The following is a 23,811-nucleotide window of genomic DNA, read 5'->3' as shown; positions in this document are numbered from 1 at the left end:
CCCGAAACCCTTTCCCCGTGAAACTTCTATACGCCAATGACAGGCGTGGTGTCCATGCCCCTTCCTGGTATCAGGAAAACTGCCCACTCATCGAGCGGCCAGCGCTTGAGCGTCATATCAGCACCGAGGTCTGCGTCATAGGCGCAGGCCTCACGGGTCTGGCAACGGCGCTTGAACTGGCAGCCAGCGGACATCGTGTCGTTGTTCTCGATGCACACCGTGTCGGCTGGGGCGCCTCGGGACGCAATGGCGGCCAGCTGGGCAGTGGCTTCAACAAAAGCCCGCCAGAACTCGAACCTCTGGTTGGAAAGCTGGGTGCCCGGGCACTGTGGCAGATTGCCGAAGAGGCGAAGAGCCACATCCACAAGCTTTGCCAGCTGCATGATATACGCACCGAGTACAAGCCCGGAATCGTCTATGCAGATCACCGGCAGCGCCATGTCAAGGCAAGCCATGACTACTGCAAGCTGATGGAACGCGACTACAATTATCATTCACTGGAACCACTGTCTCGCAAAAGCATCCGCGAGCACGTTGACAGTGCTGATTATCATGGCGGACTGATTGACCACGGGGCGGGACATATACACCCCTTGAAGCTCACAACAGGCCTGGCAAAAGCTGCCGAAAAAGCCGGGGCGATCATTCACGAATCAAGCGAGGTCGTACGTATTGAGCCGCCTCGAGCTCAGTCGGGTCAACGGGTCATCACGGCCACCGGCAGCGTCGATTGCGAAAAGGTCGTTATTGCAACCAACGGTTATACCGACAATCTGCAACCTTCGCTGAACAAATGGTCCATGCCCATCAACAATTTCATTGTGGTGACAGAACCTTTGGGCGAGCGTGCTACCGATCTGCTGCCGCATGACAATGCGGTTGCTGATTCACGTTTTGTCGTCAACTATTTCAGGCGGGTGGACGGCGATCGATTGCTTTTTGGTGGTGGCGAAAACTACTCCTACCGATTTCCCGCCTCCATTGAAACGGTTGTCCGCCGCGCCATGCTGGGGGTATTTCCGCAACTGAAAGATGCGGCCCTGGACTATGCCTGGGGCGGCACTCTGGCCATCACCCGAAGAAGACTGCCCTACCTGCAGCTGATCAACAGCAATACCTATGCTGCCGGGGGTTACTCGGGACACGGCCTGTCTCTGGCCGTCATGTACGGCACCGCCATTGCCGAGCATATCGATCAACGGGCCGATCGGTTCGACCAGTTAGCCGCGCTGCCCGCCATTGCCTTCCCGGGCGGCACTCGCAGCAGACCAGCCTTGCTGGCACTCGCCATGACAGGTTATTCCTGGCTGGACAGAATGTAACTCACCGTTATTTACAGCTATTCCTGTGAACGGCAAAATTACCGGAAAAGGTGATTTTGCAACCGGATTCAGCAGACAAAGGTATAAATTCCTTCAAGAATAGACCCCTGTCACCACGGCATGCAAACAAGCCGTTATGATGGGTAACTGTAGAATTTGAAGGGAGTAACCCGCGGTGATAGCCAAATCCGATCTGGTCATACTGGCGATCTCAGCCACATTACTGGTGGCTGGCATCTACCGTTGGCAAAGTAACCTGTCGCAACCCAGCGGCCGGAGCTCTGTGGCTGAAAGCTCACGGACTGACAAGCCTCGGACAAGCAACACAAACTCGCTGACAGCCAAGCCAACAAACACGCAAGCCAATTCGAGTACGCCCCCCGTCACAGCGATTGAATCGCCGGTACAAAGCAATTTTGGCGATACCGTTCAGTCAACCGGACAAGCAGTCAACACTCAGAATACAAGCGCGACATCTTCAGCTAATTCAGCTTCGCTTGAAACCAGCAATGCTGTCGACACGTCGCTATATGGAGACTACACAGTTGAGCCTGGCGACTCGTTGAGCCGAATTGCGATCAACTACGGCACCACGGTTAATACACTGCGCAGTATCAATAACATCAGTGGCTCCTTGATCAATGTCGGTCAGAACATTCGCTACCCTCTGCCGGCCAACTAGCCATGACTCACCCTGTCTTCGGTTCACTGTTCGCTAATCGTATTGTTGTCATCACCGGAGCTGGACGGGGTATTGGCAGAGAGACTCTGTTGGCATTTCATGCAGCCGGAGCGAATGTTATTGCTCATCTAGGGCGTAATCCGGATTATGCCGAGGGCCTGCCCGAATCGGTAGAGACCTTTACCAGCGACTTTACCAAGCCTGCAGGTCAGCAAGCCTTCATTGACTTCGTCGCCTCACGCACACCCAAGGTTGATGTACTGATCAACAATGCAGGCACCATGTTCGGTCGCTTCCCTGCCGATACGCTGACCGATGAGCAGTATCAGGATATTGTCGAACTCAATCAGAACGCGGTCATGCGTATCACTCGTGGCCTGCTGCCGCAGCTGAAAATCGCTGGCAAGGCGGCCATCATCAACACGGTCTCCATATCTGCATCAACCGGCGGCAGCCCTGGCTCATCAATCTATTCAGCCACCAAAGCCTTCGTCAGCACCTATTCACGCGGCCTGGCACGCGAACTGGCACCTGACTGCATTCGTGTCAATGCCGTCTCTCCGGGAGTCATCGATACTGACTTCCATGAACGTTATTCCAGCCTTGAGAAACTCGAAGCCACTCGGCAACAAATCCCCTTGCAACGCCTGGGCACCAGCGCAGACTGCGCTCCTGCATTTCTGTTCTTTGCCGCCGAGGAGCTCTCTGGCTATATCACCGGACAAGTGCTGGAAATCAATGGCGGGCAACGCTGATCTGCTGGCGGCGAGTGAGTCTGATCGTCAACCCCAAGCCGACGACAGAAATGCTTGCGGACAGGGTTAACAACACAAACAGCCAGTAATCCCCCATGGGCAACAGATACCCAATGGCGATTGACAGCACCACACCAAAAGCCGTTTGCAGACTACCCGCCAAGCCTGATGCAGAGGCCGAAAGCTCGGGACGTATACTCATGGCGACCGTGAACATGCTTGGCAGCGACATACCATTGCTGAACGCTGCCAGCATCATGGGCATGAACAGAGCCACCGGGTGATGCAATGGCAATAATATCCAGAACAGCGCAACGCCAGCCAGAAAGGGTAGAAAACCCATGAATATCATTTTCTGCACACCAAGGCGCTCTGACAGTTTGCCTGCAGCGAGATTGCCGCAAAGATAACCAATAGCGACCATGCCAAACCACCTGCCATAGTCCGTAGCACTCAGACCACGACTCTCCATGGCCAGATACGGTGCTCCCGAAAGAAAACCGTAATAAACACCGACAGAACCTGCCAGCATGCAGCCACAGGCCACAAAACCGGGATCACGCAGTAGCAGACCCGATGAGGCGAAAAAGGAGGTCCCCGGTGCGGTTGAAGGCTTGCTTCGCAGACTGACAAGCGTTTCTGGCTGATAACGCCACCCCGCCAGCAGCAGCAAAATGCCCAGACAAGCCAGACCGGCATACATCAGCCGCCAACTGGCATGATCAGTTATCCAGCCTCCCAGAGCCGGACCAAACAATGGCGCCACCATCATTGCCGTGGTCATGTAACCGATAACACTGGCTGCCCGGCCCTGCTCATAGATATCGCGCACAATGGTTCGGGGAAGAAAGACGCAAACGGCACCACCGACCCCCTGAACAAAACGTCCCGCCAACAACCACTCAATGGAATTGGCCGAGGCACAGATCAGACTGCCCACCACGAATACCGACAGACTGAACAACATGACAGGTCGCCGGCCATATCGATCTGCAGCTGGTCCCAGCACCAGCTGAGAAACCAGATTTGCTACCAGAAATACCGTCAGGACCAGTTGCGCAACTTCATAGCGCGTCGCCAGTTCTGTCATGACCGCACTGGTTGCAGGCAGCACTCCGTTGAGCGTTAGAGGTCCGATGGCTGAAACGGCAATCAGAAAACACAGTAGTGGTGCACCCAGTCGATCCATGACGAATTTTTCAGTTTCTTTCTGCGAGTCGATCAGCACGCGCCAGTAGTTGCTTTGCCATATCCAGATGCAAACGCTCTACCATGCGGCCGTTGATTTTAACCACACCCAGCGCCTCATTCTGCGGCTCGGCAAACGTTGCCACAATAACGCCCGCATCCTCGATAGCAGAGGCTGAAGGGGCAAAGACCTCATTGGCAATGGCAATTTGCGCCGGATGAATCAGAGTTTTGCCATCCATCCCCATCGCCACACCTTGCAGGCATTCCTGCCGTAGTCTCGCCTCATCAGCAAAGTCGTTACAGACGCCATCCAGAATATTCAGACCATAAGCTCTGGCAGCGGCGATAAAGCTCATCAGCCAGGGCAACAACAAGGTGCGATCAGCGCTGATCGGCATATTCGATTCGCGTGCCAGATCGTTACTGCCAACCACCAGTAAAGATAATCGCGGACAATCCTGCACACACTTGGCAATGGCGTGCGCATTGAGCACTGCCATAGGTGATTCCACCATGGCCCAGATGGCCATGTCTGCAGCTTCTGGCTGTTTGTCCATAAGCTCATTCAGCGCATGGATATCAGCTGCCGATTCCACCTTGGGCAAAACCAGAGCATCAGGACGTGCCTGCATGGCTGCCGCGACATCGTCTGCAAACCAGGGAGTCGCGTTGCCATTGATTCGTAAAGCGCGGATACGATAACCGTAGTCCAGCTCTTTCAGCGCCGTGGTGGCAGCCTCACGGGCAAGCTCTTTGACATCAGGCGCAACAGCATCTTCCAGGTCGAGAATGATGGCATCCGCGGCAAGCTTTGGCCCCTTGGCAAGCACTCGCTCCTGCACGGCAGGCATGTAGAGCGCGGAGCGACAATCGATAGTTGTATTCATCTTGTGTCCCGAAAAGTGATAACGATGAACATCACAGCGCCGATTAGCAAGCCCCAGAATGCACCCCCTACTCCCAGAAAGGTAAGACCCGATGCTGCAAACAGAAAAGTGACAGCCGATGCCTCACGCTGCTTCAGATCAGACAGAGCAGCCACGATGGCGGACGAGAACGAACCCAGCAAGGCAAGTCCGGCAATCGCCTCGACAAGCACACCGGGAACCATGGTGACAAACAACCCCGTCAAGCCCGCCAGAGCCCCCAACACCAGATAGGCCATGCCGGCAAAAGCGGCAGACCAGTAACGGCGAGCAGGATCCGTGTGCGCATCAGGACTGCAGAACATGGCAGCGGTTATGGCCGCCAGATTGATGCCGTGAGCACCAAAAGGTGACGTCAACAAAGAGAACAGGCCGGTGTTGATGATCAGTGGCCCGGCCTTGGGCTGATAGCCGCTTGCCCGCAACACCGCCACACCCGGCACATTCTGAGACGCCATCGTCACGACAAACAGCGGAATGCCGATACTGACCATCGCCTGTAGTTCAAAGACAGGCTTGATGAACTCGACATGCGGCACCAGGCTGGCTTGAACCTGCTCTGCAAACCCCTCAGGGATACCCAGGCGCCAGACGACCACAGGCATCAGAACCATCAGAGCCGCAGGCACGGCAAAGAAACGATTGAAATGCCCGACCAGCCACCAGGTCATTAAAACAGGAACAGCCAACCAGGCATCACTGGCCAAGGCCTCTATGGGCGCCAGACAGATGCTCAACAACACACCTGCCAGCATCGCATTCGCCAGGCTTGCCGGTATCGCTTCAATAAGCCTTCCCAGCGGTCGAAACCAGCCGGCCAGTATCAGCAACAAGGCGCTGGCGACATAGGCACCGATGGCCTCATTGACACTGTTCAGAGTATCGCCCGATGCAATCAGCAGTGCGGCCCCCGGAGTCGACCAGGCAACACCGATGGGCATGCGATAGCGCAACGCCAGAATGATGCCCGACAAGCCCATCCCCAAAGACAGAACAATAAGACCGGAGATAGCTTGTGCCTCATTGGCACCGGCAGCACGAAGCCCTTGCAGAACCACGGCAAAAGAGCCAAGAAAGCCGACGATGGCTCCCAGCATGCCCGTACCGAAGGCTTGCCAAGAGAGATCCAGGATACGACTGGAAGCGGCAGCTCGGAAGCCTGCAGACGTGTTGAGCTTGCTCATGAATGATGATGGTTGGCTGCGACAGATTCGACAGCGATTGCAAAAATCTATTGAGAACTTGCCGTCAGCCAGTCTCAGAAGTGGTTGCAGCGTACCCTGAGCGTTGCAATACACTAGAATAACGCTTTTAAACTGACAACTGACAATGCATCTTCTATTGATCGGAAGTGGCGGGCGTGAACATGCCATGGCATGGAAACTGGCACAGACTCCCGGCGTCACTCGAGTCAGCATTGCCCCGGGAAACCCTGGCATGCTGCATGAGGACAAACTGACACCGGTTGCCATCGAGGCCACCGATATCGAATCACTCCTCGACTTTGCCCGCAATGAATCGGTGCATCTGACCATTGTCGGACCCGAAGCACCTCTGGTCGCAGGCATCGTAGATACCTTCACCGCACAGGGTTTGCGCATTTTCGGACCGCAGAAATCAGCAGCGCAACTCGAAGGCAGCAAATCCTTCGCCAAGGATTTCATGGCGCGCAACAACATCCCGACAGCCAGCTACGCAACTTTTTCTGAAGTGGCCCCCGCTCTGGAATACATACACGAACAAGGTGCACCCATCGTCATCAAGGCCGATGGCCTGGCGGCCGGCAAGGGTGTGGTTGTCGCACAAACAGAAGCCGAAGCCTGCGCAGCCGTCGAGTCCATGCTGGCCGGCCAGTTTGGCGAGGCAGGCGCACAGGTCGTCATTGAAGGATTTCTGGCAGGTGAGGAAGCCAGCTTCATCGCCGTTGTCTCAGGGCGAGATGCTATGGCTTTGGCCAGCAGCCAGGATCACAAGGCACGTGATGAGGGTGATCTGGGTCCGAACACCGGCGGCATGGGAGCTTATTCACCCGCCCCTGTCGTCACCGACAGCGTGCACCAACATGTCATGCGAGACATCGTTCAACCCACTATCGATGCACTGGTCGATGAAGGTATGCCGTTTACCGGCTTTTTGTATGTCGGACTGATGATCGATGAGAAGAATCAAGCTCGAGTGGTCGAGTACAACGTTCGTCTTGGAGACCCCGAGACGCAGCCCTTGATGATGCGCCTGCAAAGTGATCTGCTGGCCCTGCTGGATCATGCTGTAGACGGGACTCTACCGGATGCGCAGATCAATTGGCATGCGGGCAGCGCCATTGGCATCGTGATGGCAGCTGGCGAATACCCGGCGGGCAGCAGTCAAGGCAAACCCATCACAGGCATTGAAGAAGCAGAGTCGAATGGTGAGTGCAAGGTTTTCCAAGCCGGCACACGACTTGAAGCAGATCAGCTTGTGACCGCAGGTGGCCGGGTGCTGTGCGTTACCAGTGCCGCAGACTCTCTGGCAAAAGCCAAGGCACAGGCCGAAGCGGGAGCTAGTAGTATTTCCTGGGATGGTTGTCGGTATCGTCGCGACATCGGTCACCGAGCTTTGTAGCCTGGCAGAATGAGCAAAGGCTGGCATCAGAATAAAATCTGATGTCAGCCTCGATAGTTCCCGGAACAAACAACTCCGGGCTTGCTTCACAAGGCCCGCAGTCTTCAAGCGAGTTTGATCAACTAGCGCTTCATTGAATCGAAGAACTCACCATTGGTTTTGGTCTGTTGCAATCGGCCCAGCAGAAATTCCACCGCTTCGATTTCATCCATGGAGTGAATGAATTTTCGCAATATCCAGGTCTTTTGCAGTTCTTCCGCACCCATCATCAGCTCTTCACGACGTGTGCCGGAACGATTGATGTTGATTGCCGGGAAGACGCGTTTTTCAGCGATGCGACGGTCAAGATGCAATTCCATGTTGCCTGTGCCCTTGAACTCTTCGTAGATGACTTCGTCCATCTTGGAGCCGGTATCCACAAGAGCGGTGGCGATGATAGTCAGACTGCCACCCTCTTCGATATTTCTGGCCGCACCAAAGAAACGCTTGGGACGATGCAATGCATTAGCATCCACACCACCGGTCAGAACCTTGCCTGAAGAAGGCACAACCGTATTGTAGGCACGTGCCAGCCGAGTGATGGAGTCAAGCAGAATGACAACATCCTTCTTGTGCTCAACCAGACGTTTGGCTTTCTCGATAACCATTTCCGCAACCTGGACATGCCGGGCAGCAGGTTCATCAAAGGTACTGGAAATCACTTCACCCTGAACCATGCGCTGCATTTCCGTGACCTCTTCCGGTCGCTCGTCAATCAGCAGAACGATCAGGTAGGAATCAGGAGAATTAGCGGCGATGCTCTGTGCGATGTTCTGCAGCATCAGAGTCTTACCCGCCTTGGGAGGCGATACGATCAAACCACGCTGGCCTTTACCGATAGGCGCTGCGAAATCGATGATACGCGCGGTGATATCTTCGGTACTACCGTTGCCCCGCTCCATCGTGAAACGATCACTGGGATGCAGTGGCGTCAGGTTCTCGAACAGGACCTTGTTCTTGGCTTGCTCGGGCGAGCCGAAGTTGATTTCATCAACATTCAGCAGAGCAAAGTAGCGCTCCCCTTCCTTCGGCGGTCGTATCTTGCCAGCAATGGAATCACCGGTTCGCAAAGCAAAGCGTCGAACCTGGGTCGGGGAGACATAGATGTCATCGGGCCCGGCCAGATAGGAGCTGTCAGCCGATCGCAGAAAGCCAAAGCCATCTTGCAATATTTCGAGGACACCACTGCCGAAAATGTCTTCGCCCTTTCGCGACTGCGCTTTCAGGATCGAAAAGATCATGTCCTGTTTGCGCTGTCGGGCAACACTTTCCACGCCTATCGACTGAGCTAGCTCGATGAGTTCGGTGGGATTTTTTTTCTTTAAATCAGTCAGATTCATACACGTAATGCGCGGATTAGCCGTAGAAGGCCGAATAGTAGGATGGCCACAGGAGGTGGCGAATCGATCTGGAGTGAGGTGTAGTTCTGGAAATTGGTTACGTGGCGCGCGCCAAGAGGAGGCGGGCTGCAGGACGTTGTGCGATTAATCTAGCACGAATCAAAACACTGAGTCCAGTACATCCACAGTAAAGGTACACATTCATCGGTCATTTTATTGAAAAATGAACCTGGAACTTCCGTAAAAACTGCAATAATTCGCACTATTGACTCATTAAGCATCGCTAAAAGAGTACCAATTCAACCTGCAAATGATGAACATTAACTAGTGCAGCGTGCTACATAACCTACCACACGCATTAATATACAAGACTGCCTCTAGCGTAGAGGCAGTCAGTAACGGCTGTTAGACCGTTAAATCAATTACGAATTTTCGTCAAGAAATTCAGTAAGTTGTGTTCTATTCAAACCACCAATTTTGGTACTTTCAACAGCGCCATTCTTGAAAAGCATGAGCGTAGGAATACTGCGAATGCCGTATTTGGGGGGAGTGTTGGGATTCTCGTCTATATTCATCTTGACGATTTTTACTTTTCCGGCGTAGCCAGGTGCCACGTCTTCAAGTACCGGACTAATCGCTTTACACGGTCCGCACCATTCGGCCCAATAGTCAACCAGCACGGGCGTTTCGGAGTTCAGAACCTCTTCTTCGAAGGTCGCGTCTGTAATGGGAGTAATATGTTCGCTCATAATGCACCTCTGCAATAACAATTATGAAACCAGCTACACGTAAGTACGCATCTGGTATGGAAAAACTGGCTGGCTTGTGAAACGACGGGCCATGAAAGATTATATTTCGTTTACCGAGGTGTCCTTGTCTTTCGAGGACGTTCAGTCGTGCCATTGCGCGTCTGTGCAACGCCGACTAACGGCCCCGCAATGGGTTCCCATTTTATCAGATCGCAACGCACACATCGCATGACAAAAACTACTCCAGACTCATCAGATAACACAACGCTTCCAGATCCCATCAGTTCATTTCGAGAGCTGAACCTGCCTGCGCCACTGCTCAAAGCGACCGATGAACTGGGCTTCTCTGACTGCACAGAGATACAGGGACTGACCCTGCCCGTTATTTCATCAGGCAAAGATGTTGCCGCACAAGCACAGACGGGCACCGGTAAGACAGCAGCCTTTTTGCTTGGCAGCTTTGCCCGCTTGCTCAGCAACAGTGGTGGCGAGAGACGCAAAGATCAACCGCGTATGCTGGTTATTGCCCCGACTCGCGAATTGGCCATGCAGATCAAGAAGGATGCTGATTCACTCGGCGCCTATACCGACCTCAAGTGCTCAGTCGTTTACGGTGGCATCGACTATGACAAACAGAGAAAAGAACTGGCTGAGGGTGTCGATGTACTGATTGGCACACCCGGACGATTAATAGACTATTTCAAGCAGAAGGTATTTGATCTGGCCAAGCTGGAAATCGTGGTCCTTGATGAAGCCGACAGAATGTTCGACCTGGGCTTCATCGCCGATATTCGCTTCCTGCTGCGTCGCATGCCCGCTCCTGGCGAGCGGCTGAGCATGCTGTTCTCGGCCACTTTGTCACATCGTGTCATGGAGCTTGCCTATGAACACATGGACAACCCCCAGGAAATCAAGACCGAGAGCACCGGTGTCACAGCCGAAGGCGTGCGCCAGGCCTTGTATCAGCCAGCAACAGACGAAAAAATCCCACTACTGCTCGGTTTGCTGGGTTCGCTGAAACCTGAGCGCTCCATCATTTTCGTCAATACCAAGCGAGCCGCGGAGAAGATCGAAAGTTATCTTCTGGGTAACGACATTGCCTGTGGCACCTTGTCCGGCGATGTACGCCAAAGCAAGCGACAGAAGATCCTGGCGGACTTTACCGCCGGTAAACTACCGATACTGATTGCTACCGATGTCGCCGCTCGCGGTTTGCACATTGACGATGTCAGTCACGTTTTCAATTATGACCTGCCGCAACAGGCTGAAGATTATGTTCACCGCATCGGTCGTACCGCCAGAGCCGGTACCAAAGGTGTAGCCGTCAGCTTTGCCTGCGAAAACTATTCCTTTTCCCTGCCCGAAATTCAGGAATACATCGGTCAGAGCATCCCTTTGGAGATGATCACAGACGAACTACTGATCAAACCCAAACCACCCAAGCGCATTGAGCACGACCGAGTCAGCAGTGGTCCCGGTGGAAAAGGTGGAAAACCATCCAAGGGCGGCAGTCGTGATAGAGGCCGTAGCAATAGTAGTGGCGGTGGCTCGCGCAGTGCAGCTCCAGGCTCACGTAGCAGACGCAGCAATAGTGAATCGACGGGCAAGCCTGCCGCAGACAGCTCGAAACCCGTCGATCAGACGCAATCGAAGCCCGCTGCAGACAATGCCGCACCCGCGCCAGCACCCACAGATGGCGCCCCGGCGGGAAGCAAGCCACCTCGAAAACGCCGTCCAGCGACCAAAAAACCGGCTCCCGATGCGGCCGCAAGCCCTACTGAAGGTAGTGCTGTCAGTGCTACCGGCGCGACAGCAGATCCAGCCGCTAAACCACCACGCAAGCGTCGCAGAAGACGCAAGCCGGCTGCTGCGGGAGAATCCGCTAACGCCACCAGTGAAGGCACTCCGAATTCAGATAAAGGCTCAACCGACAGCACAGAATAAGTTCAAGTCATCGAGGAGCAGAATAATGCCGACAGGAACAGTCAAATGGTTTAACGAAGCCAAAGGTTTTGGCTTTGTGACTCAGGAGGGTGGTGGAGAAGATGTATTTGTTCATTTTTCCGCCATTACCGGCGACGGGTTCAAAACTCTTGCTGAAGGCCAGAAAGTATCCTTCGACGTAGAAGACGGTGCCAAGGGTCCACAGGCAACCAGCGTAAAACCTGAATAGAATTACCATTAACCATCTGAATACACTCGTCATTTACTCCGCATAGCGTAAGAATCAGATGGCGATTAGTTCACTGGCCCTCCCCTGTCGAATGCATGATGAAGCAGGCACACTGATGAATATTGTCGCCTGCCTGTCTGGCAGGTCATCGCTGTTTCAGCTTGATACATGACACGGGGGTTGCTTGGCCTATAATTCGCATCACAGTTGCGTTTACCCGCGTAGGGTGCACGCCCCAGAATCATAATCTGACACTCCGGCCTTCTCATGGATCTACAGCAAGCCCGCAACAACATGATCGAACAACAAGTGCGCCCTTGGGACGTACTTGATCAACACGTTCTGGATGTTCTGTCTCTGGTACCAAGGGATTCTTTTCTGGAACCTGCACACCAGGGAATTGCCTACAGTGATTACCCCCTCCCCATCGGTCATGGGCAGCACATGCTCAAACCGACGGTAGATGGCCGATTGCTTCAGGCTCTGTTATTGGAATTGACCGATACCGTTCTGGAAATAGGCACCGGTAGCGGCTATCTTACGGCCTGCCTTGCACGCCTCTGTGCACATGTTGACAGTATCGAGATCATCCCCGAACTTGCCGATGCTGCAAAAGCGCGACTGCAAACCATGGGCGTCAGCAATGTCACGGTACTGCACCAGGACGCCACGAGCTCCTGGGATGCACGCGATGGTTACAATGCCATCGCTTTCTCCGGCGCCATTCCTTCCATTCCGGATTTTTACCGCAATAAACTGAAGATCGGTGGCCGACTGTTTGCCCTGATCGGCGACACCTCACAGCCCACCATGGAAGCCGTGCTTGTCACCAGAGTGAGTGAAACGGAATGGAGCCGTGAAAGTCTGTTTGAAACCAACGTCGACCCTCTTGTCAATTTTGACTCCGAAACACCCAGCTTCGTATTCTAATGACCAAAGTGAACCTCCCTTCGACCCTGAGCCTGTCTACTCTGGCTCTAAGTATCCGCGCGGCCCGCACTACCTTGATCGCAGCTCCACTCCTGTTCGCCAGCGCCGCGCAAGCGGTCGACCTGCAGGAAGTCTACGAGCAGGCCCGAGAGTACGATGCGGAATACTCGGCCTCTCAATACGATCTGGAAGCTGCGCGTGAACGCATTCCTCTGGCACGCTCCACCTTCAGGCCACAGCTGACTTTTGGTGGCGAAGCTGGCATCAGCACGCTGGCAGACGATGGTGAAGGACCCTATAACGAAACAGCCCTGTCACTGTCGCTCAGCCAGACGCTATTCAACCGCTCTGGCAGCAAGTTGCTCGATCAGGCAGAGCTCAACGTCATGCAGGCCGAAGCACAATACGCAGCTCTTGGCCAGACACTGATTCTGCGTGTCGCTACCGCCTATTTCGATGTCTTGCGTGCCGATGCCAATGTCGAATTCAGCCAATCTGAGCTTGAAGCCATCAGCCGTCAGCTGGAGCAGGCCGAACGCCGCTTTGATGTCGGTCTGGTACCCATTACTGACGTGCGCTCAGCCCAGGCGCAATACGATCTGGCGGTTGCTCAGGAGATTGCCGCCGCCAATCAGCTCTCAACCGCCCAGGAAGCGCTGGTCCTGATCAGTGGCCAGACCCCTGAGACACTGGCGCCGCTGGCAGAGGATTCGCCACTGCTGCCACCCGACCCTGCCAATATCGATGCATGGGTAGACATGGCCGTCGATCAGAATCTTGAGCTGGTCATTGCTCGCCTTTCCGACGACAGCAGCCAGATGCAGGTTGATATCGAGCGTGCCGAGCGTTATCCCACGCTGGACCTGGTAGGCTCGGCGGCCTCCAGCACAACCGATCAGATAAATCGAAGTGATGCAGATGTCGCCGAAATCAAGCTGCAACTGGTCTTCCCTATCCTCACCGGTGGTCTGGTCAACGCCCAGGTTGCACAAGCTCGCGCCTTGTCACTATCATCAGGTGAGCAACTGCTGGCCCAGCAACGGGCGACCATCCAGCAAACACGTGATGGCTACCGGGGCGTGCAGGCATCTATCAGCCTGGTCAAGGCATTTCGTCAGGCACTGGAGTCCACACAAAAATCTGCAGAGGCCACTGAAGCAGGCTTTCGCGCCGGTACACGAACCTCCGTCGAGGTCTTGCAAGCGTTACGTGACACCTTTAGTGCGCGCTCCGACTACGCAGGCGCCCGTTATGACTACATCATCAATTCACTGAACCTGAAGGCTGCCGCCGGAACTCTCTCTGAAGACGATATCTACTCCATCAATCTTTTTCTGGGCGAAGTCGAATAAGGGGGTCTGCTTGAGCTTTCAAGCGCGGGAATTTCTTGCGCCGCGATTCTGGCCAACCTGGCTGGGATTCGGTTGTTTCTGGTTGCTGACACGCCTGCCCTATCCTCTCGTCATGCGTATCAGCAGGGGGTTGGGACTACTGACATACGCCTTGCTGATCAGTCGCCGTCATACAACACTGACCAATCTGCGCCTCGCCTTTCCCGAGCTTTCCGAACCGGCACGCAAGGCGTTGGCAAAAGATGCATTCCGACATGTCGGCATGGCGATGGGTGAAACTGCCTGGACCTGGTATCGCAGTATCGACACGATTGGTCCGATTGAAACAAGCGGCACAGAATACGTCGATGAGGCATTGCTGAAGGGTAAGGGCGTCATTCTGCTGCAAGCACATTTCACCGTGCTTGAACTCTGCGCCGCCATCTTCGGAGCACGATGGCCGATGCGGGCTGTGTACGATCCACCAAAAAACCCTTTGTTTGCAGCGTATTTACTGTACCAACGCAATCGTCATATGGACGGCATGATCGATAACCGCGCCATCAGAGAGATGGTACGGCGCCTGCGAGCCGGCGAAGTTGTCTGGTACTCACCCGATCAGAGTGTCTCAGTCAGCCACGGTGGTATCCCTACCCGCTATTTCGGCCAACCGGTACTGACCACCAGCGGCTCTGCTCGTATTGTGAGAATGACCGGCGCTACGGTCATCCCTTTCATACCGGAACGCAAGAGCAACGGTGAGGGTTATGCCTTTCGCTTTCTGCCACCGGTGGAGTTCGATTCTGACGATTTGCTTGCAGCAACTCAGCAGGTGAATGATTTGCTCGAAGCACAGGTCCGCACCCAGCCCGAACAGTATCTCTGGGCACACAAACGGTTCAAACCACCCTCTCGCGAGCATCCCAGCCCCTACAAATGACACCTCCCTGGCGTTATCGCCTGCTGATTCGAGCACTGAGCCCGTTACTGGCAGGCTACACCTTATGGCGCGCTTTAAAAGATGGCGGAAGGCGTTACTGGTGGCAACGACTGGGCATTTATTCAACAAGCTTAACCGCAGAACTCTCACCACCCGAACAGGATGTGAAGCTCTGGGTGCATGCTGCCTCGGTCGGTGAAGTGCTAACCGTTTTGCCGCTCATCAGAGAATGGCAGCAGCACACCGGCGACAAGGTACTGCTCACGACGGGCACGCCTACCGGTGCTGCCGTTCTGGCAAAACAAGCGCTACCCGACATACAACACCAGTATTTACCCATTGATTTTCCGGGTGCCTGTCGGCGCTTTCTGGAGCAACTACCTGCTGGTCGCGGCTGGATTGTCGAAACTGAAATATGGCCCTGGTTATACTCACATTGCGAACGTACAGGTGTTGCATTAACCATCATCAACGGACGCTTGTCCAGCCGCACCAGCAAACAATCAGATGGATTACTGGCCAGCAGTTACCGCCGGGCTTTGTCGCCTGTCCGGGTTCTGGCCCGCTCACAACAGGACGTCGATAATTTCATCGCACTAGGCACACCCGCCGCCCAGGTGGAGCTGATCGGCAACCTGAAATACACGCAGAGTACTGATACCCCTGTCGATACGCCTCTTATTCCAGGACGCTATGTGCTGGCAGCCTCGACCCATGCTGATGAGGAAGTGCAACTGGCGGGCAGTTGGCTGAAACAGGCTGTAAAAGACGAACTACTGGTCATCGTGCCGCGCCACCCAGAACGTGGCTCGGCGATTCTGAGGGATTTGCGAGCGCTGGGTGCTGGTGTGTCGCAACGTTCAGCAGGCCAGCAACCGGCAAGCGGTGATCAGATCTACCTGGCGGACACGCTGGGAGAATTACAAGCTTGGTACTCTTTTGCCAGCGCCTGTTTTGTCGGCGGATCATTGATCACTCGCGGTGGTCACAACATGCTGGAACCTGCCCGATATTCCTGCCCCATCGTTGTCGGACCGCACACCGGCAATTTTGATGACATCATGCAATTGATGCGGAACAGCAACGCCATTGATATTGCCCAGAGCAGCGACGAGGCCATCCGCTTTCTCTGTGAAGCGGCACAAGGGCAAGCCCGCCACCGGGACATGGCCGCACGTGCCTTGCAAGTATCAGAGGATAGCCAGAACGTGCTGCAGCGCTATATGACGGCTTTGTCCTGACTCCAGAACAGACCTGCGATAACACCAAGGTAGCGCACTTCCTGGCTACCTCCTGACTACCCTGCTGTCAGCGACTTCAGATTCTGCGCCCAGTGATGCTTGAGTGTTGCCAGGCCGTCCGCATATGCCTGATCATCTGAACTGATCTTGACCAGCGAACGCTCAAGACGCTGGATATTGGACAAACACCAGCCACTAGCCGGATTACCCGCAGGCAGTGTGCGCGGCTGTGCCCGATCAAAGTCAATCACCGAAACCTTATCGTTGTCCTCGTTCAGCATGATGTTATGCGCGTTCAGATCCGCATGATAGATACCCTTCGCATGCAGCCTTGCCAGCGTCTCGCCCATATCCGCCCAGACTTTTTGAGTCAGGGGTCGCAAGGTAAGCGTCGCCAGCCTTTCAGCCAGCGTCTGGGCATCCAGCTTGTGCGTCACCAGACTTGCACGATAAAACAAGCCTTGATGCACAACCTGGCAGGCATACGGCACCGATACCGGAAAGCCTTGTTGATGCAACTGTGCCATGACATCAAATTCATGCATCGAGCGGGTACGTTCAAGTCCGGTAAACAGATAACGATCCTTGCTGAGTCGTTGCACCAGCCCGCCACGATGATAATGACGCAGCACCAAGGCCTGCCCCCCGAAAGTAAAGAAAAACGTATTGCCTCTGCCAGCCTTGGCAGCACCGGTAATCATCTTGCGAGCGCTGAGCTGTTGCTCATCAAAGATGATCGGGTCAAAGGCCAGGTCGGGAACCTGACAATATCGCCAGGTGGTTCCAGGCAACTTGTCCGGACACTCGGTGACTATCGGAATCATCAGATTGCAGCGATGGTTTATTGCCCCCGTACAGATCAGGGCTGGTTTTGCGTTTCAGTTTCAACGGGCTGATTCGCCACCGCGGTTTTTTCCTTAACCAGACGATAGACGGTACCGCAATAGGAACAGCGTGCCTCAGGCGATTCATGCAGAGGAATGAACACTCTTGGGTGGCTGTTCCACAATGAACTGTCCGGCGTCGGACAATGAATGGGGAGTTCATCGCTGGTCACTTCAACGAAAGTTTGAGAATTGGGTTGCTGCATGAGTCTGAAGATCTCTTTGAACGATTACTCAGCCAGTAGTGTACTGGATAGGTGGGCCAGGGAATTTGACAATTGATGCATCTGCGCTCATGGCTCCGAGCCTGATACCGGAGCCGCTGGCCCCAGTATTTGTGTCCTGAGAACGATAACCGCATCGCGCAAGCTAATCAATGCATCGTCCAGCGGCACCACTGAGGGGGCTTCCTGCAAGGCTTGTCGATGCAGGCGATCGCGCAATGCCAGATAGCTGTCTCGCAAAACGCACACATCAGCGGCCGGCAGCAATTGCTCAGCTTCTATCACGTCCAGTACGCGAATATTGTCGGTATAAGTCAGCAATGAGGGATGATCAGCGGCATGTGCCAGCACCAGGTACTGCACGATAAATTCAATATCAGCCACACCACCCGCATCTTGTTTCAGATGCATGCTATCGGCCCGGTTGCTACCCAGATTGATCCGCATGCGCTCACGCATGCTGGCCACCGCCTCACGCAGTTCAGATTCGGAACGGCGCTGCGCCAGAACCCCCTTGCGTGTCTGTTCGAATTTTTCGCGTAACTCAGCGTTACCCAACACCACCCGGGCACGCATCAGAGCCTGATGTTCCCAGGTCCAGGCATCGCCTCGCTGGTAGTTGGCAAATGCTTCCAGACCCGTCACCAGTACCCCGGAACTACCATTGGGACGCAACCTCAAATCGATTTCATACAGCACCCCGGCCGGCGTTGTCGTGCTCATGAAATGCACGAACTTCTGTGCCAGCCGACCATAGAAAACCGAATTCTCGATGCTCTTCTCACCATTGGTTTCTTGCAGCCCTTCACCACTGCTGTCATGCAGGAACACCAGATCCAGGTCCGAACCGAACCCCAGCTCCAGTCCACCCAGTTTGCCGTAAGCCACAATCCCGACACTGGTTTCGCGACTCTCTGTCGCCTCACCATTCACAGTTTGGCAGATCGGCTGTCCATGGCGCTCCAGCAGCGGTATCTTGACCAGCTCCAGCACGACTTCGATCAAAGATTCTGCCAACCAGCTCAGTTGATCGCTGACCTGCATCAGCGCCAGTGAGCCATCCAGCTGGGCGCAAGCCAGACGCATTTCGCGTGACTGACGATAATGTCGCAATGTTTCCATCTGTCTTTCCAGGTCAGCATCACGCAATCGCTCCAGCTGCTCCAGTGCATCGGCGCGCACCGATTCATGATCGGGGTACAAATACGTACCAGCGCCACTGAGCAGCTCATCAATTACCATGGGTTGGCGCACCACAAAATTGGCCAACCAGCGACTCTCTGCAAACAATTTGACCAATCGTGCCAGAGCCGGCGGCTGATCGCCAAGCACTTGCAGATAGCCACTTCGTCCTGCCACGGTACGTACCAGTGCCAGGGATCTGATCAAGGTCTCGGAAGGCAGATCCGTACACAGTGCCTGCTGCATGATCATCGGCACAACCCGCTCAACGCGCTCCTGGCTTTCAGCCGTCAGACGCTTGTAGAACGGACCTCGACTGACACCGGCTATGGCGCTCAGCATTTCGTCACTGGGCTCGAATCCGCAGTGTTTCAATGCCTGCGAACGCTCCTCATCATCGGTATCTGGCACCCCGACAAGCCGCCAGGTATCAGCCACACGGGCGATGAAAATATCCGCTAACACTCCATCTTTACAGGCTGCGACATCGCTATCTGCATTATCCGAATCACCTTGTTCAATCGCTATCGCAGCGCTCGGTTCGCTTGTCTCTTCGATCTCGAACAGACCAGAAAAGCTGTCCGTGACACGCTGCTGATGGACTGACAGGGTTTTTCGGAAAGTCCCCCAATCGCTTTCATCCAGCATCGCAATCAGCCGCTGCTTGTCGGTCTCATCGGTCGGCAAGCTGTGAACCTGCTCATCGCGCATCATCTGCACCGCATTCTCTACGCGACGCAGATAACCGTAAGCCTCCAGAAGCCCTTCTACTTCGGCGTTTTCCAATAGTCTTTGACGAGCCAGGCGGCGCAGCACCGCCACGATAGAGCGTGAACGCAGGCGCTCATCGCGTCCACCACGCACCAGCTGAAAGGATTGCCCGATAAACTCGACTTCGCGAATCCCGCCCGAACCCAGCTTGATATTGTCCACCATGCCTTTCTGGCGAACAGACAAGGCAATCTTGCCCTTCAGGTCGCGCAGAGAGTCGAACGCGTTGTAATCCAGATAACGCCGGTAGACGAAGGGTGTCACCAGCGATTCGAAATCCCGGATGGCGGCGGCCGAGCCGGTAATGGCACGCGCCTTGATCATCGCGTAACGTTCCCAGTCGCGAGCCTGTGTCAGGTAGTAGTTTTCCAACCCATCCAGGTTCATGACCAGCGGACCACTTTCTCCGAAGGGTCGCAGGCGAGTATCCACACGGTAGGCAAAGCCGTCCACGGTCGTGCTGTTGAGCAGACGTGTCAGCCCCTGTGCAACACGTCGAAAGAACTCCACGTTTTCCACAATACCCTTACCGCGAGCATCACCGCGCGTCTGCCCTGCCCTGGGATACAGGCAGATCAGATCAATATCTGACGACACATTCAATTCATAGCCGCCCAGCTTGCCCATACCCAGTACGATCAGCCGCTGTTCCTGCCCCTGCCCATCACAGGGTTCGCCGTAACGTGTGATCAGCACCTCATGTGTCCAGCGCTCAGCGGCAATGATGCAGGCATCAGCGAGTAGTGACAGGTCCTCAAGCGTACGAAACAACTCGGCTGAATTAGTCAGATCGTTCCACAGGATACGAAACAGATGACGATGCCTGAACTGTCGCAGCAGAGCCTGCTGCACCGCTTCACGCTGCTTGCTATCCATTAATGGTGTCTTGCCGTGCAGCTCCTGCCAGGCTGCTTCCAGCTCTTCCAGCATCTGGGCCACATCCGGTGACTCACTGCCAGATTGCAAGGCGCCGGTATCGAGAAGAGCCTGGATAGATTGGGGGTATTGCGATGCCACACGCGCCATATAGGGGCTGACAGCACAGACGGGCAATAGCCACGTGCTCAGCAGGGAGGCATCGCGGGTCCCTGTTGGGATCTTTTCGATAATCTGATCAACCTGTTCCCTGACGGCGGGGGTGATCCATTGCATTGAATAATCGCTGCGCACTGTCGCTACTCGCCTCTTTACAGCCTTCGGGTACCCCGGATGATGGAAATGCCAGGCAGAACCTTTTGCCAAGCTTGGGTTATCATTCGGGCCATGGAAAATCAGCTAGAACTAGAACACATATATGTCGATATCGATGGTACTCGTATCATCGATGATGTGTCATTTTCCCTGAAACCAGGTGACATTGGTTGCCTGCTAGGCCCCAGTGGCTGTGGCAAGACCACCCTGCTGCGCACCATTGGCGGCTTTCAGGCCCCTTCCGCCGGCAAACTATCCATCGCCGGCGAGCTTGTCGCCAATTCTGAAACCCAGGCCTCTCCCGAGCAAAGGCGTGTGGGCATGGTCTTTCAGGACCTGGCGCTGTTCCCGCACATGACAGTTCGCAAGAATGTCGCCTTTGGCATCAATGGCCGGACGCGTAAAGAGACAGACCAACGGGTCAATGAACTACTTGATCTGGTCAGCATGCAGGACTACGCCAATGCCTATCCTCATCAGCTATCCGGCGGACAACAGCAACGGGTTGCCTTGATACGAGCCATGGCACCCCGGCCACCAGTGCTGCTGCTGGATGAGCCGTTCAGCAGCCAGGACACAGAACGTCGCGTACAGCTGGCTCACGAGGTGCGCGAAATCCTCAAACGCGATGGCATTACTGCGGTTCTGGTCACCCATGATCAATTCGAGGCATTTGCCATTGCCGACCATATAGGTGTGGTGTCCGAAGGTCGGCTGCGCCAGTGGGACGATGCCTATAGCCTGTACCACACCCCCTCAGACCGGTTTGTTGCCGACTTCATTGGCGAGGGTGTCTTTCTGTGTGGCAACACGCTGGAAGACAACGTCATACAGACCGAACTGGGTATCATCCAGGGAGAGCTCAGTGAAGATCTGCCATCAGGCACCCTGATTGAGTTACTGGTGCGACCAGACGATATTCTTCACGACGACCAGAGCCCCAACAAGGCAACAGTGGTGGCACGTGATTTTCGGGGCGCTGATCACCTTTACACACTACGAATGCCGGGTAATACGCGTTTATTGTGCCTGGCCCCCTCTCACCATAATCATCCCGTCGGTGAAGAGTTCGGTATTCGTCTGCAGCTGGATCACCTGGTCATCTTCGAGCGTCAGGACAACGCCTTTAGCTGAAGTGTTAATCCGGCATCAGGCGATGCACGTCATCTGCAATAGCCAGACAGGCAGTCAACCCAGGTGATTCCACGCCAAACAGGTTGATCAGACCGGGCATGCCGTGGTCTGCCGGTGACTGAATCATGAAATCGGTATACAGCTCGCCATCCACTTCGATCTTGGGACGAATGCCTGCATAGTCCGGCGCCAGAGAATCATCCGGCAAGCCGGGCCAGTATTCGCGCACCGCGGCATAGAATCCAGCTGACCGGGCTGGATCCACTGAATAGTTTTCTTCGTTGACGGGCTCGACGTCCGGACCAAAACGCGCCTGCCCACCCAGATCGATGGTGATGTGTACACCCAGACCACCCTGCTCCGGTACGGGATAGATCAGGCGACTGAAAGGCGCTTTGCCGGATAGCCGGAAATAGTTTCCCTTGCTCAGAACCGGTGTCACCTTGGCTTGTGAGGTGCTAGCCAGCAGTGGAGCTGCCAGGGCGCAGGCACCGTGACCAGCTGCATTGATGACATGGCGTGTGGTCAGTGACATGGCATTTTCACCGACAACGTTCACGGTATAGACACCACTGGCAACATCATGGGACATGCTTGCCACCGGCGAATGCGTGGCCAGTGCGGCACCAAAGCGCTCCCCCTCTCCCAGCAATGAGAGCATCAGCCCATGGGTGTCAATGATGCCAGTCGACGGTGAGTGCAAAGCCCCCAGACACTTCAGCTGCGGCTCCATGGACATGGCCTCTTCCGCAGCAAGCAGGCGAATATCAGAAACGCCGTTGACCAGTGCTCGCTGCTGAATTGACTCCAGCTGCTCAAGCTGACTGGTGGACGTTGCCACGATGAGCTTGCCACATTGTGCGTGTTCGATCTGATGATCAGCGCAATAGCGATACAGGGCATCACGGCCCTCAACACAGAGTCTTGCCTTCAGGCTGCCAGCCGGGTAATAGATACCGGCATGAATGACTTCGGAGTTGCGGGCGCTGGTGATGGTGCCGAAGTGCGCCTCACCTTCCAGCACCAGAACGTCTCGACCTGCCGCGGCCAACTTTGCCGCGATGGCAAGCCCGACAACACCAGCGCCAATGACGATACATTCGCAATCAGTATCCACGTCTCAGCCTGAGTCCTTGAATCGGGCTGCTGATCTTAGCAGATCAACCTGTGGTCTTCATGTTCGAGGCTTCTTCGAACAGCCACTCCTTGAAAGTCCGTACGCGTTCATCATCCTCTGTATGTTCAAGGCTGATGCAGTGATAGGCATGGGTCAGCTTCACCCGATGTTCGAATGGAATCACCAGTCGCCCCTTTTCCAGGTCGTTCGCCGCCAACTGCTCCAGACTCAGTACTACCCCTTGCGCTTCTACAGCTGCGGCTAGTGCCAGGGATACCCGGTTGAACCGCAAGCCACGGGTTCCGTCCACCGACGTTACCCCGACAGCGTCCAGCCAGCCAGACCAGTCAGGACGTCCCTCGTAGGGCGTTTCGTCGTGCAGTAATGTGTGTCCGGCAAGATCCTCCGGGCATCGCAGTGGCCTGCTACTGTCTTCCAGCAGGCTCGGACTGCACATGGGCAGAGCGGTCACGTCCATCAATTTTTCAACCCGGCAGCCCGGGTAGTTGCCACTGCCAAAGCGTATGGCGACATCAATGTCGTGCCTGTGCAAAATGTCTTCACTGAGTGAGGGGGCCGATGCACTGGTGTCCACCAACTCCACGCTTGCCGAAATTCGCAAATCGATGGACGGATGCTTTTCGACAAACCGATGCATACGCGGCATCAGCCATTTGGAAGCAAATGATGGTGCCATCCAGACATTCAAGCTCTGAGACTGCTCGGATTGAATCTGCTGAACGGCCTCAGTGACGCTCTGAAACCCATGTTGCAGTTTGCTCAATCCGGACTTGCCCGCATCCGTCAGAGCCAACCCTCTATTGAGCCGATGGAACAACTGTACGCCAAGTAACTCCTCAAGCATGCGTATCTGCTGACTTATTGCTGCCGGAGTGACGTTCAATTCCTCCGCCGCCTTACTGAAGCTTTCGTGCCGCGCCGCAACTTCAAAGGCGTTCAGCGCGTTTAATGGAAGTGGTCCTGCCATAGTTTATTCACGAACCCTTAGTTCTACTACCAGGTACCAAAAGAAAATGTCGTTTGTCAGTGTGAGTAGTAATGCATAGATTGATCCCAAGTCAATTGCG

21 protein-coding genes are annotated in these 23,811 nt (G+C 54.9%); 11 read left to right on the top strand and 10 right to left on the bottom strand.

Features of this window, described 5'->3' with window-relative positions; translation table 11 throughout:
- The first annotated feature begins 17 nt into the window (after window positions 1-17).
- The 3 genes from IMCC3135_RS06840 to IMCC3135_RS06830 all read left to right on the top strand — a co-directional run bounded on the left by IMCC3135_RS06840 (window position 18) and on the right by IMCC3135_RS06830 (window position 2,759).
- Window positions 18-1,322, top strand: coding sequence for an NAD(P)/FAD-dependent oxidoreductase (locus tag IMCC3135_RS06840; RefSeq protein ID WP_088916929.1), 1,305 nt, complete (start codon window positions 18-20; stop codon window positions 1,320-1,322).
- A gap of 175 nt (window positions 1,323-1,497) precedes the next feature.
- Entirely contained in the window at window positions 1,498-2,004 is a 507-nt protein-coding gene (locus IMCC3135_RS06835; RefSeq protein ID WP_088916928.1) for a LysM peptidoglycan-binding domain-containing protein, read from the top strand.
- Between the two features lie 2 nt (window positions 2,005-2,006).
- The gene (locus IMCC3135_RS06830) at window positions 2,007-2,759 is read left to right on the top strand and encodes an SDR family NAD(P)-dependent oxidoreductase (RefSeq protein WP_088916927.1); all 753 of its coding nucleotides are present in this window, start codon (window positions 2,007-2,009) and stop codon (window positions 2,757-2,759) included.
- Here IMCC3135_RS06830 and IMCC3135_RS06825 read toward each other — a convergent pair.
- From IMCC3135_RS06825 to IMCC3135_RS06815, 3 genes are read right to left on the bottom strand one after another with little or no spacing between them, the layout of a single operon-like run.
- Entirely contained in the window at window positions 2,740-3,987 is a 1,248-nt protein-coding gene (locus IMCC3135_RS06825; RefSeq protein WP_088916926.1) for a multidrug effflux MFS transporter, read from the bottom strand. The genes IMCC3135_RS06830 and IMCC3135_RS06825 overlap by 20 nt on opposite strands.
- Entirely contained in the window at window positions 3,959-4,837 is an 879-nt protein-coding gene (locus IMCC3135_RS06820; RefSeq protein WP_088916925.1) for an HpcH/HpaI aldolase/citrate lyase family protein, read from the bottom strand. The genes IMCC3135_RS06825 and IMCC3135_RS06820 overlap by 29 nt, the downstream gene beginning before the upstream one ends.
- On the bottom strand, window positions 4,834-6,060 hold the full coding sequence (locus tag IMCC3135_RS06815; RefSeq protein WP_088921713.1) for a benzoate/H(+) symporter BenE family transporter: 1,227 nt from the start codon (window positions 6,058-6,060) through the stop codon (window positions 4,834-4,836). The genes IMCC3135_RS06820 and IMCC3135_RS06815 overlap by 4 nt, the downstream gene beginning before the upstream one ends.
- Window positions 6,061-6,205: 145 nt before the next feature.
- On the opposite strand from IMCC3135_RS06815, the gene purD reads away from it, so the two are divergent.
- Window positions 6,206-7,477 (top strand): phosphoribosylamine--glycine ligase, encoded by a 1,272-nt coding sequence (gene purD / locus IMCC3135_RS06810; RefSeq protein ID WP_088916924.1) that lies wholly within the window; start codon window positions 6,206-6,208, stop codon window positions 7,475-7,477.
- Window positions 7,478-7,599: 122 nt separating this feature from the next.
- Here purD and rho read toward each other — a convergent pair whose 3' ends face one another.
- Together rho and trxA are read right to left on the bottom strand one after the other, a co-directional pair.
- On the bottom strand, window positions 7,600-8,856 hold the full coding sequence (gene rho / locus IMCC3135_RS06805) for a transcription termination factor Rho (RefSeq protein ID WP_088916923.1): 1,257 nt from the start codon (window positions 8,854-8,856) through the stop codon (window positions 7,600-7,602).
- A gap of 422 nt (window positions 8,857-9,278) precedes the next feature.
- Window positions 9,279-9,605: a thioredoxin TrxA gene (trxA, locus tag IMCC3135_RS06800; protein WP_088916922.1), complete on the bottom strand. Its 327-nt coding sequence runs from the start codon at window positions 9,603-9,605 to the stop codon at window positions 9,279-9,281.
- 228 nt (window positions 9,606-9,833) lie between these two features.
- Here trxA and IMCC3135_RS06795 point away from each other — a divergent pair, with 228 nt between their 5' ends.
- From IMCC3135_RS06795 to IMCC3135_RS06770, 6 genes are all read left to right on the top strand, one after another.
- Window positions 9,834-11,549: a DEAD/DEAH box helicase gene (locus tag IMCC3135_RS06795; protein WP_088916921.1), complete on the top strand. Its 1,716-nt coding sequence runs from the start codon at window positions 9,834-9,836 to the stop codon at window positions 11,547-11,549.
- 25 nt (window positions 11,550-11,574) lie between these two features.
- The gene (locus IMCC3135_RS06790) at window positions 11,575-11,778 is read left to right on the top strand and encodes a cold-shock protein (protein WP_088916920.1); all 204 of its coding nucleotides are present in this window, start codon (window positions 11,575-11,577) and stop codon (window positions 11,776-11,778) included.
- Window positions 11,779-12,045: 267 nt separating this feature from the next.
- A complete protein-coding gene (locus IMCC3135_RS06785; RefSeq protein WP_088916919.1) occupies window positions 12,046-12,708 on the top strand; it encodes a protein-L-isoaspartate O-methyltransferase family protein in 663 nt (220 codons plus the stop codon).
- Window positions 12,708-14,060: a TolC family outer membrane protein gene (locus IMCC3135_RS06780; RefSeq protein ID WP_088916918.1), complete on the top strand. Its 1,353-nt coding sequence runs from the start codon at window positions 12,708-12,710 to the stop codon at window positions 14,058-14,060. Before IMCC3135_RS06785 ends, IMCC3135_RS06780 begins: the two co-directional genes overlap by 1 nt.
- A 10-nt stretch (window positions 14,061-14,070) precedes the next feature.
- Window positions 14,071-14,979: a lysophospholipid acyltransferase family protein gene (locus IMCC3135_RS06775; protein WP_157735809.1), complete on the top strand. Its 909-nt coding sequence runs from the start codon at window positions 14,071-14,073 to the stop codon at window positions 14,977-14,979.
- Window positions 14,976-16,220: a 3-deoxy-D-manno-octulosonic acid transferase gene (locus IMCC3135_RS06770; protein WP_088916916.1), complete on the top strand. Its 1,245-nt coding sequence runs from the start codon at window positions 14,976-14,978 to the stop codon at window positions 16,218-16,220. The genes IMCC3135_RS06775 and IMCC3135_RS06770 overlap by 4 nt, the downstream gene beginning before the upstream one ends.
- A gap of 56 nt (window positions 16,221-16,276) precedes the next feature.
- Here IMCC3135_RS06770 and IMCC3135_RS06765 read toward each other — a convergent pair whose 3' ends face one another.
- The 3 genes from IMCC3135_RS06765 to glnE form a co-directional block, all read right to left on the bottom strand.
- Entirely contained in the window at window positions 16,277-17,044 is a 768-nt protein-coding gene (locus IMCC3135_RS06765; protein WP_088916915.1) for a 3-deoxy-D-manno-octulosonic acid kinase, read from the bottom strand.
- A 35-nt stretch (window positions 17,045-17,079) separates the two neighbouring features.
- Complete coding sequence (locus IMCC3135_RS06760) at window positions 17,080-17,310, bottom strand: zinc-finger domain-containing protein (RefSeq protein WP_088916914.1); 231 nt, start codon at window positions 17,308-17,310, stop codon at window positions 17,080-17,082.
- 87 nt (window positions 17,311-17,397) lie between these two features.
- Window positions 17,398-20,433 (bottom strand): bifunctional [glutamate--ammonia ligase]-adenylyl-L-tyrosine phosphorylase/[glutamate--ammonia-ligase] adenylyltransferase, encoded by a 3,036-nt coding sequence (gene glnE, locus IMCC3135_RS06755; protein ID WP_088916913.1) that lies wholly within the window; start codon window positions 20,431-20,433, stop codon window positions 17,398-17,400.
- Between the two features lie 111 nt (window positions 20,434-20,544).
- On the opposite strand from glnE, the gene IMCC3135_RS06750 reads away from it, so the two are divergent.
- A complete protein-coding gene (locus tag IMCC3135_RS06750; protein ID WP_088916912.1) occupies window positions 20,545-21,606 on the top strand; it encodes an ABC transporter ATP-binding protein in 1,062 nt (353 codons plus the stop codon).
- A gap of 4 nt (window positions 21,607-21,610) precedes the next feature.
- On the opposite strand, the gene IMCC3135_RS06745 is transcribed toward IMCC3135_RS06750, so the two are convergent.
- Window positions 21,611-22,723, bottom strand: a complete 1,113-nt coding sequence (locus IMCC3135_RS06745; RefSeq protein ID WP_088916911.1) for an NAD(P)/FAD-dependent oxidoreductase — start codon at window positions 22,721-22,723, stop codon at window positions 21,611-21,613.
- 43 nt (window positions 22,724-22,766) lie between these two features.
- Window positions 22,767-23,711 (bottom strand): transcriptional regulator GcvA, encoded by a 945-nt coding sequence (gene gcvA / locus IMCC3135_RS06740; protein ID WP_088916910.1) that lies wholly within the window; start codon window positions 23,709-23,711, stop codon window positions 22,767-22,769.
- Window positions 23,712-23,811 lie beyond the last annotated feature (100 nt).

This window comes from Granulosicoccus antarcticus IMCC3135 (genome assembly GCF_002215215.1).
GTDB classification, from domain to species: domain Bacteria; phylum Pseudomonadota; class Gammaproteobacteria; order Granulosicoccales; family Granulosicoccaceae; genus Granulosicoccus; species Granulosicoccus antarcticus.
This window is presented reverse-complemented; position numbering and strand designations above follow the sequence as displayed.

Coding starts and splice junctions, on each gene's coding strand:
- IMCC3135_RS06830 (WP_088916927.1), top strand. CDS start 2,007: ATGACTCACCCTGTCTTCGGTTCACTGTTCGCTAATCGTATTGTTGTC.
- IMCC3135_RS06820 (WP_088916925.1), bottom strand. CDS start 4,837: ATGAATACAACTATCGATTGTCGCTCCGCGCTCTACATGCCTGCCGTG.
- IMCC3135_RS06815 (WP_088921713.1), bottom strand. CDS start 6,060: ATGAGCAAGCTCAACACGTCTGCAGGCTTCCGAGCTGCCGCTTCCAGT.
- purD (WP_088916924.1), top strand. CDS start 6,206: ATGCATCTTCTATTGATCGGAAGTGGCGGGCGTGAACATGCCATGGCA.
- rho (WP_088916923.1), bottom strand. CDS start 8,856: ATGAATCTGACTGATTTAAAGAAAAAAAATCCCACCGAACTCATCGAG.
- trxA (WP_088916922.1), bottom strand. CDS start 9,605: ATGAGCGAACATATTACTCCCATTACAGACGCGACCTTCGAAGAAGAG.
- IMCC3135_RS06795 (WP_088916921.1), top strand. CDS start 9,834: ATGACAAAAACTACTCCAGACTCATCAGATAACACAACGCTTCCAGAT.
- IMCC3135_RS06790 (WP_088916920.1), top strand. CDS start 11,575: ATGCCGACAGGAACAGTCAAATGGTTTAACGAAGCCAAAGGTTTTGGC.
- IMCC3135_RS06785 (WP_088916919.1), top strand. CDS start 12,046: ATGGATCTACAGCAAGCCCGCAACAACATGATCGAACAACAAGTGCGC.
- IMCC3135_RS06780 (WP_088916918.1), top strand. CDS start 12,708: ATGACCAAAGTGAACCTCCCTTCGACCCTGAGCCTGTCTACTCTGGCT.
- IMCC3135_RS06770 (WP_088916916.1), top strand. CDS start 14,976: ATGACACCTCCCTGGCGTTATCGCCTGCTGATTCGAGCACTGAGCCCG.
- IMCC3135_RS06765 (WP_088916915.1), bottom strand. CDS start 17,044: ATGATTCCGATAGTCACCGAGTGTCCGGACAAGTTGCCTGGAACCACC.
- IMCC3135_RS06760 (WP_088916914.1), bottom strand. CDS start 17,310: ATGCAGCAACCCAATTCTCAAACTTTCGTTGAAGTGACCAGCGATGAA.
- glnE (WP_088916913.1), bottom strand. CDS start 20,433: ATGCAATGGATCACCCCCGCCGTCAGGGAACAGGTTGATCAGATTATC.
- IMCC3135_RS06750 (WP_088916912.1), top strand. CDS start 20,545: ATGGAAAATCAGCTAGAACTAGAACACATATATGTCGATATCGATGGT.
- gcvA (WP_088916910.1), bottom strand. CDS start 23,711: ATGGCAGGACCACTTCCATTAAACGCGCTGAACGCCTTTGAAGTTGCG.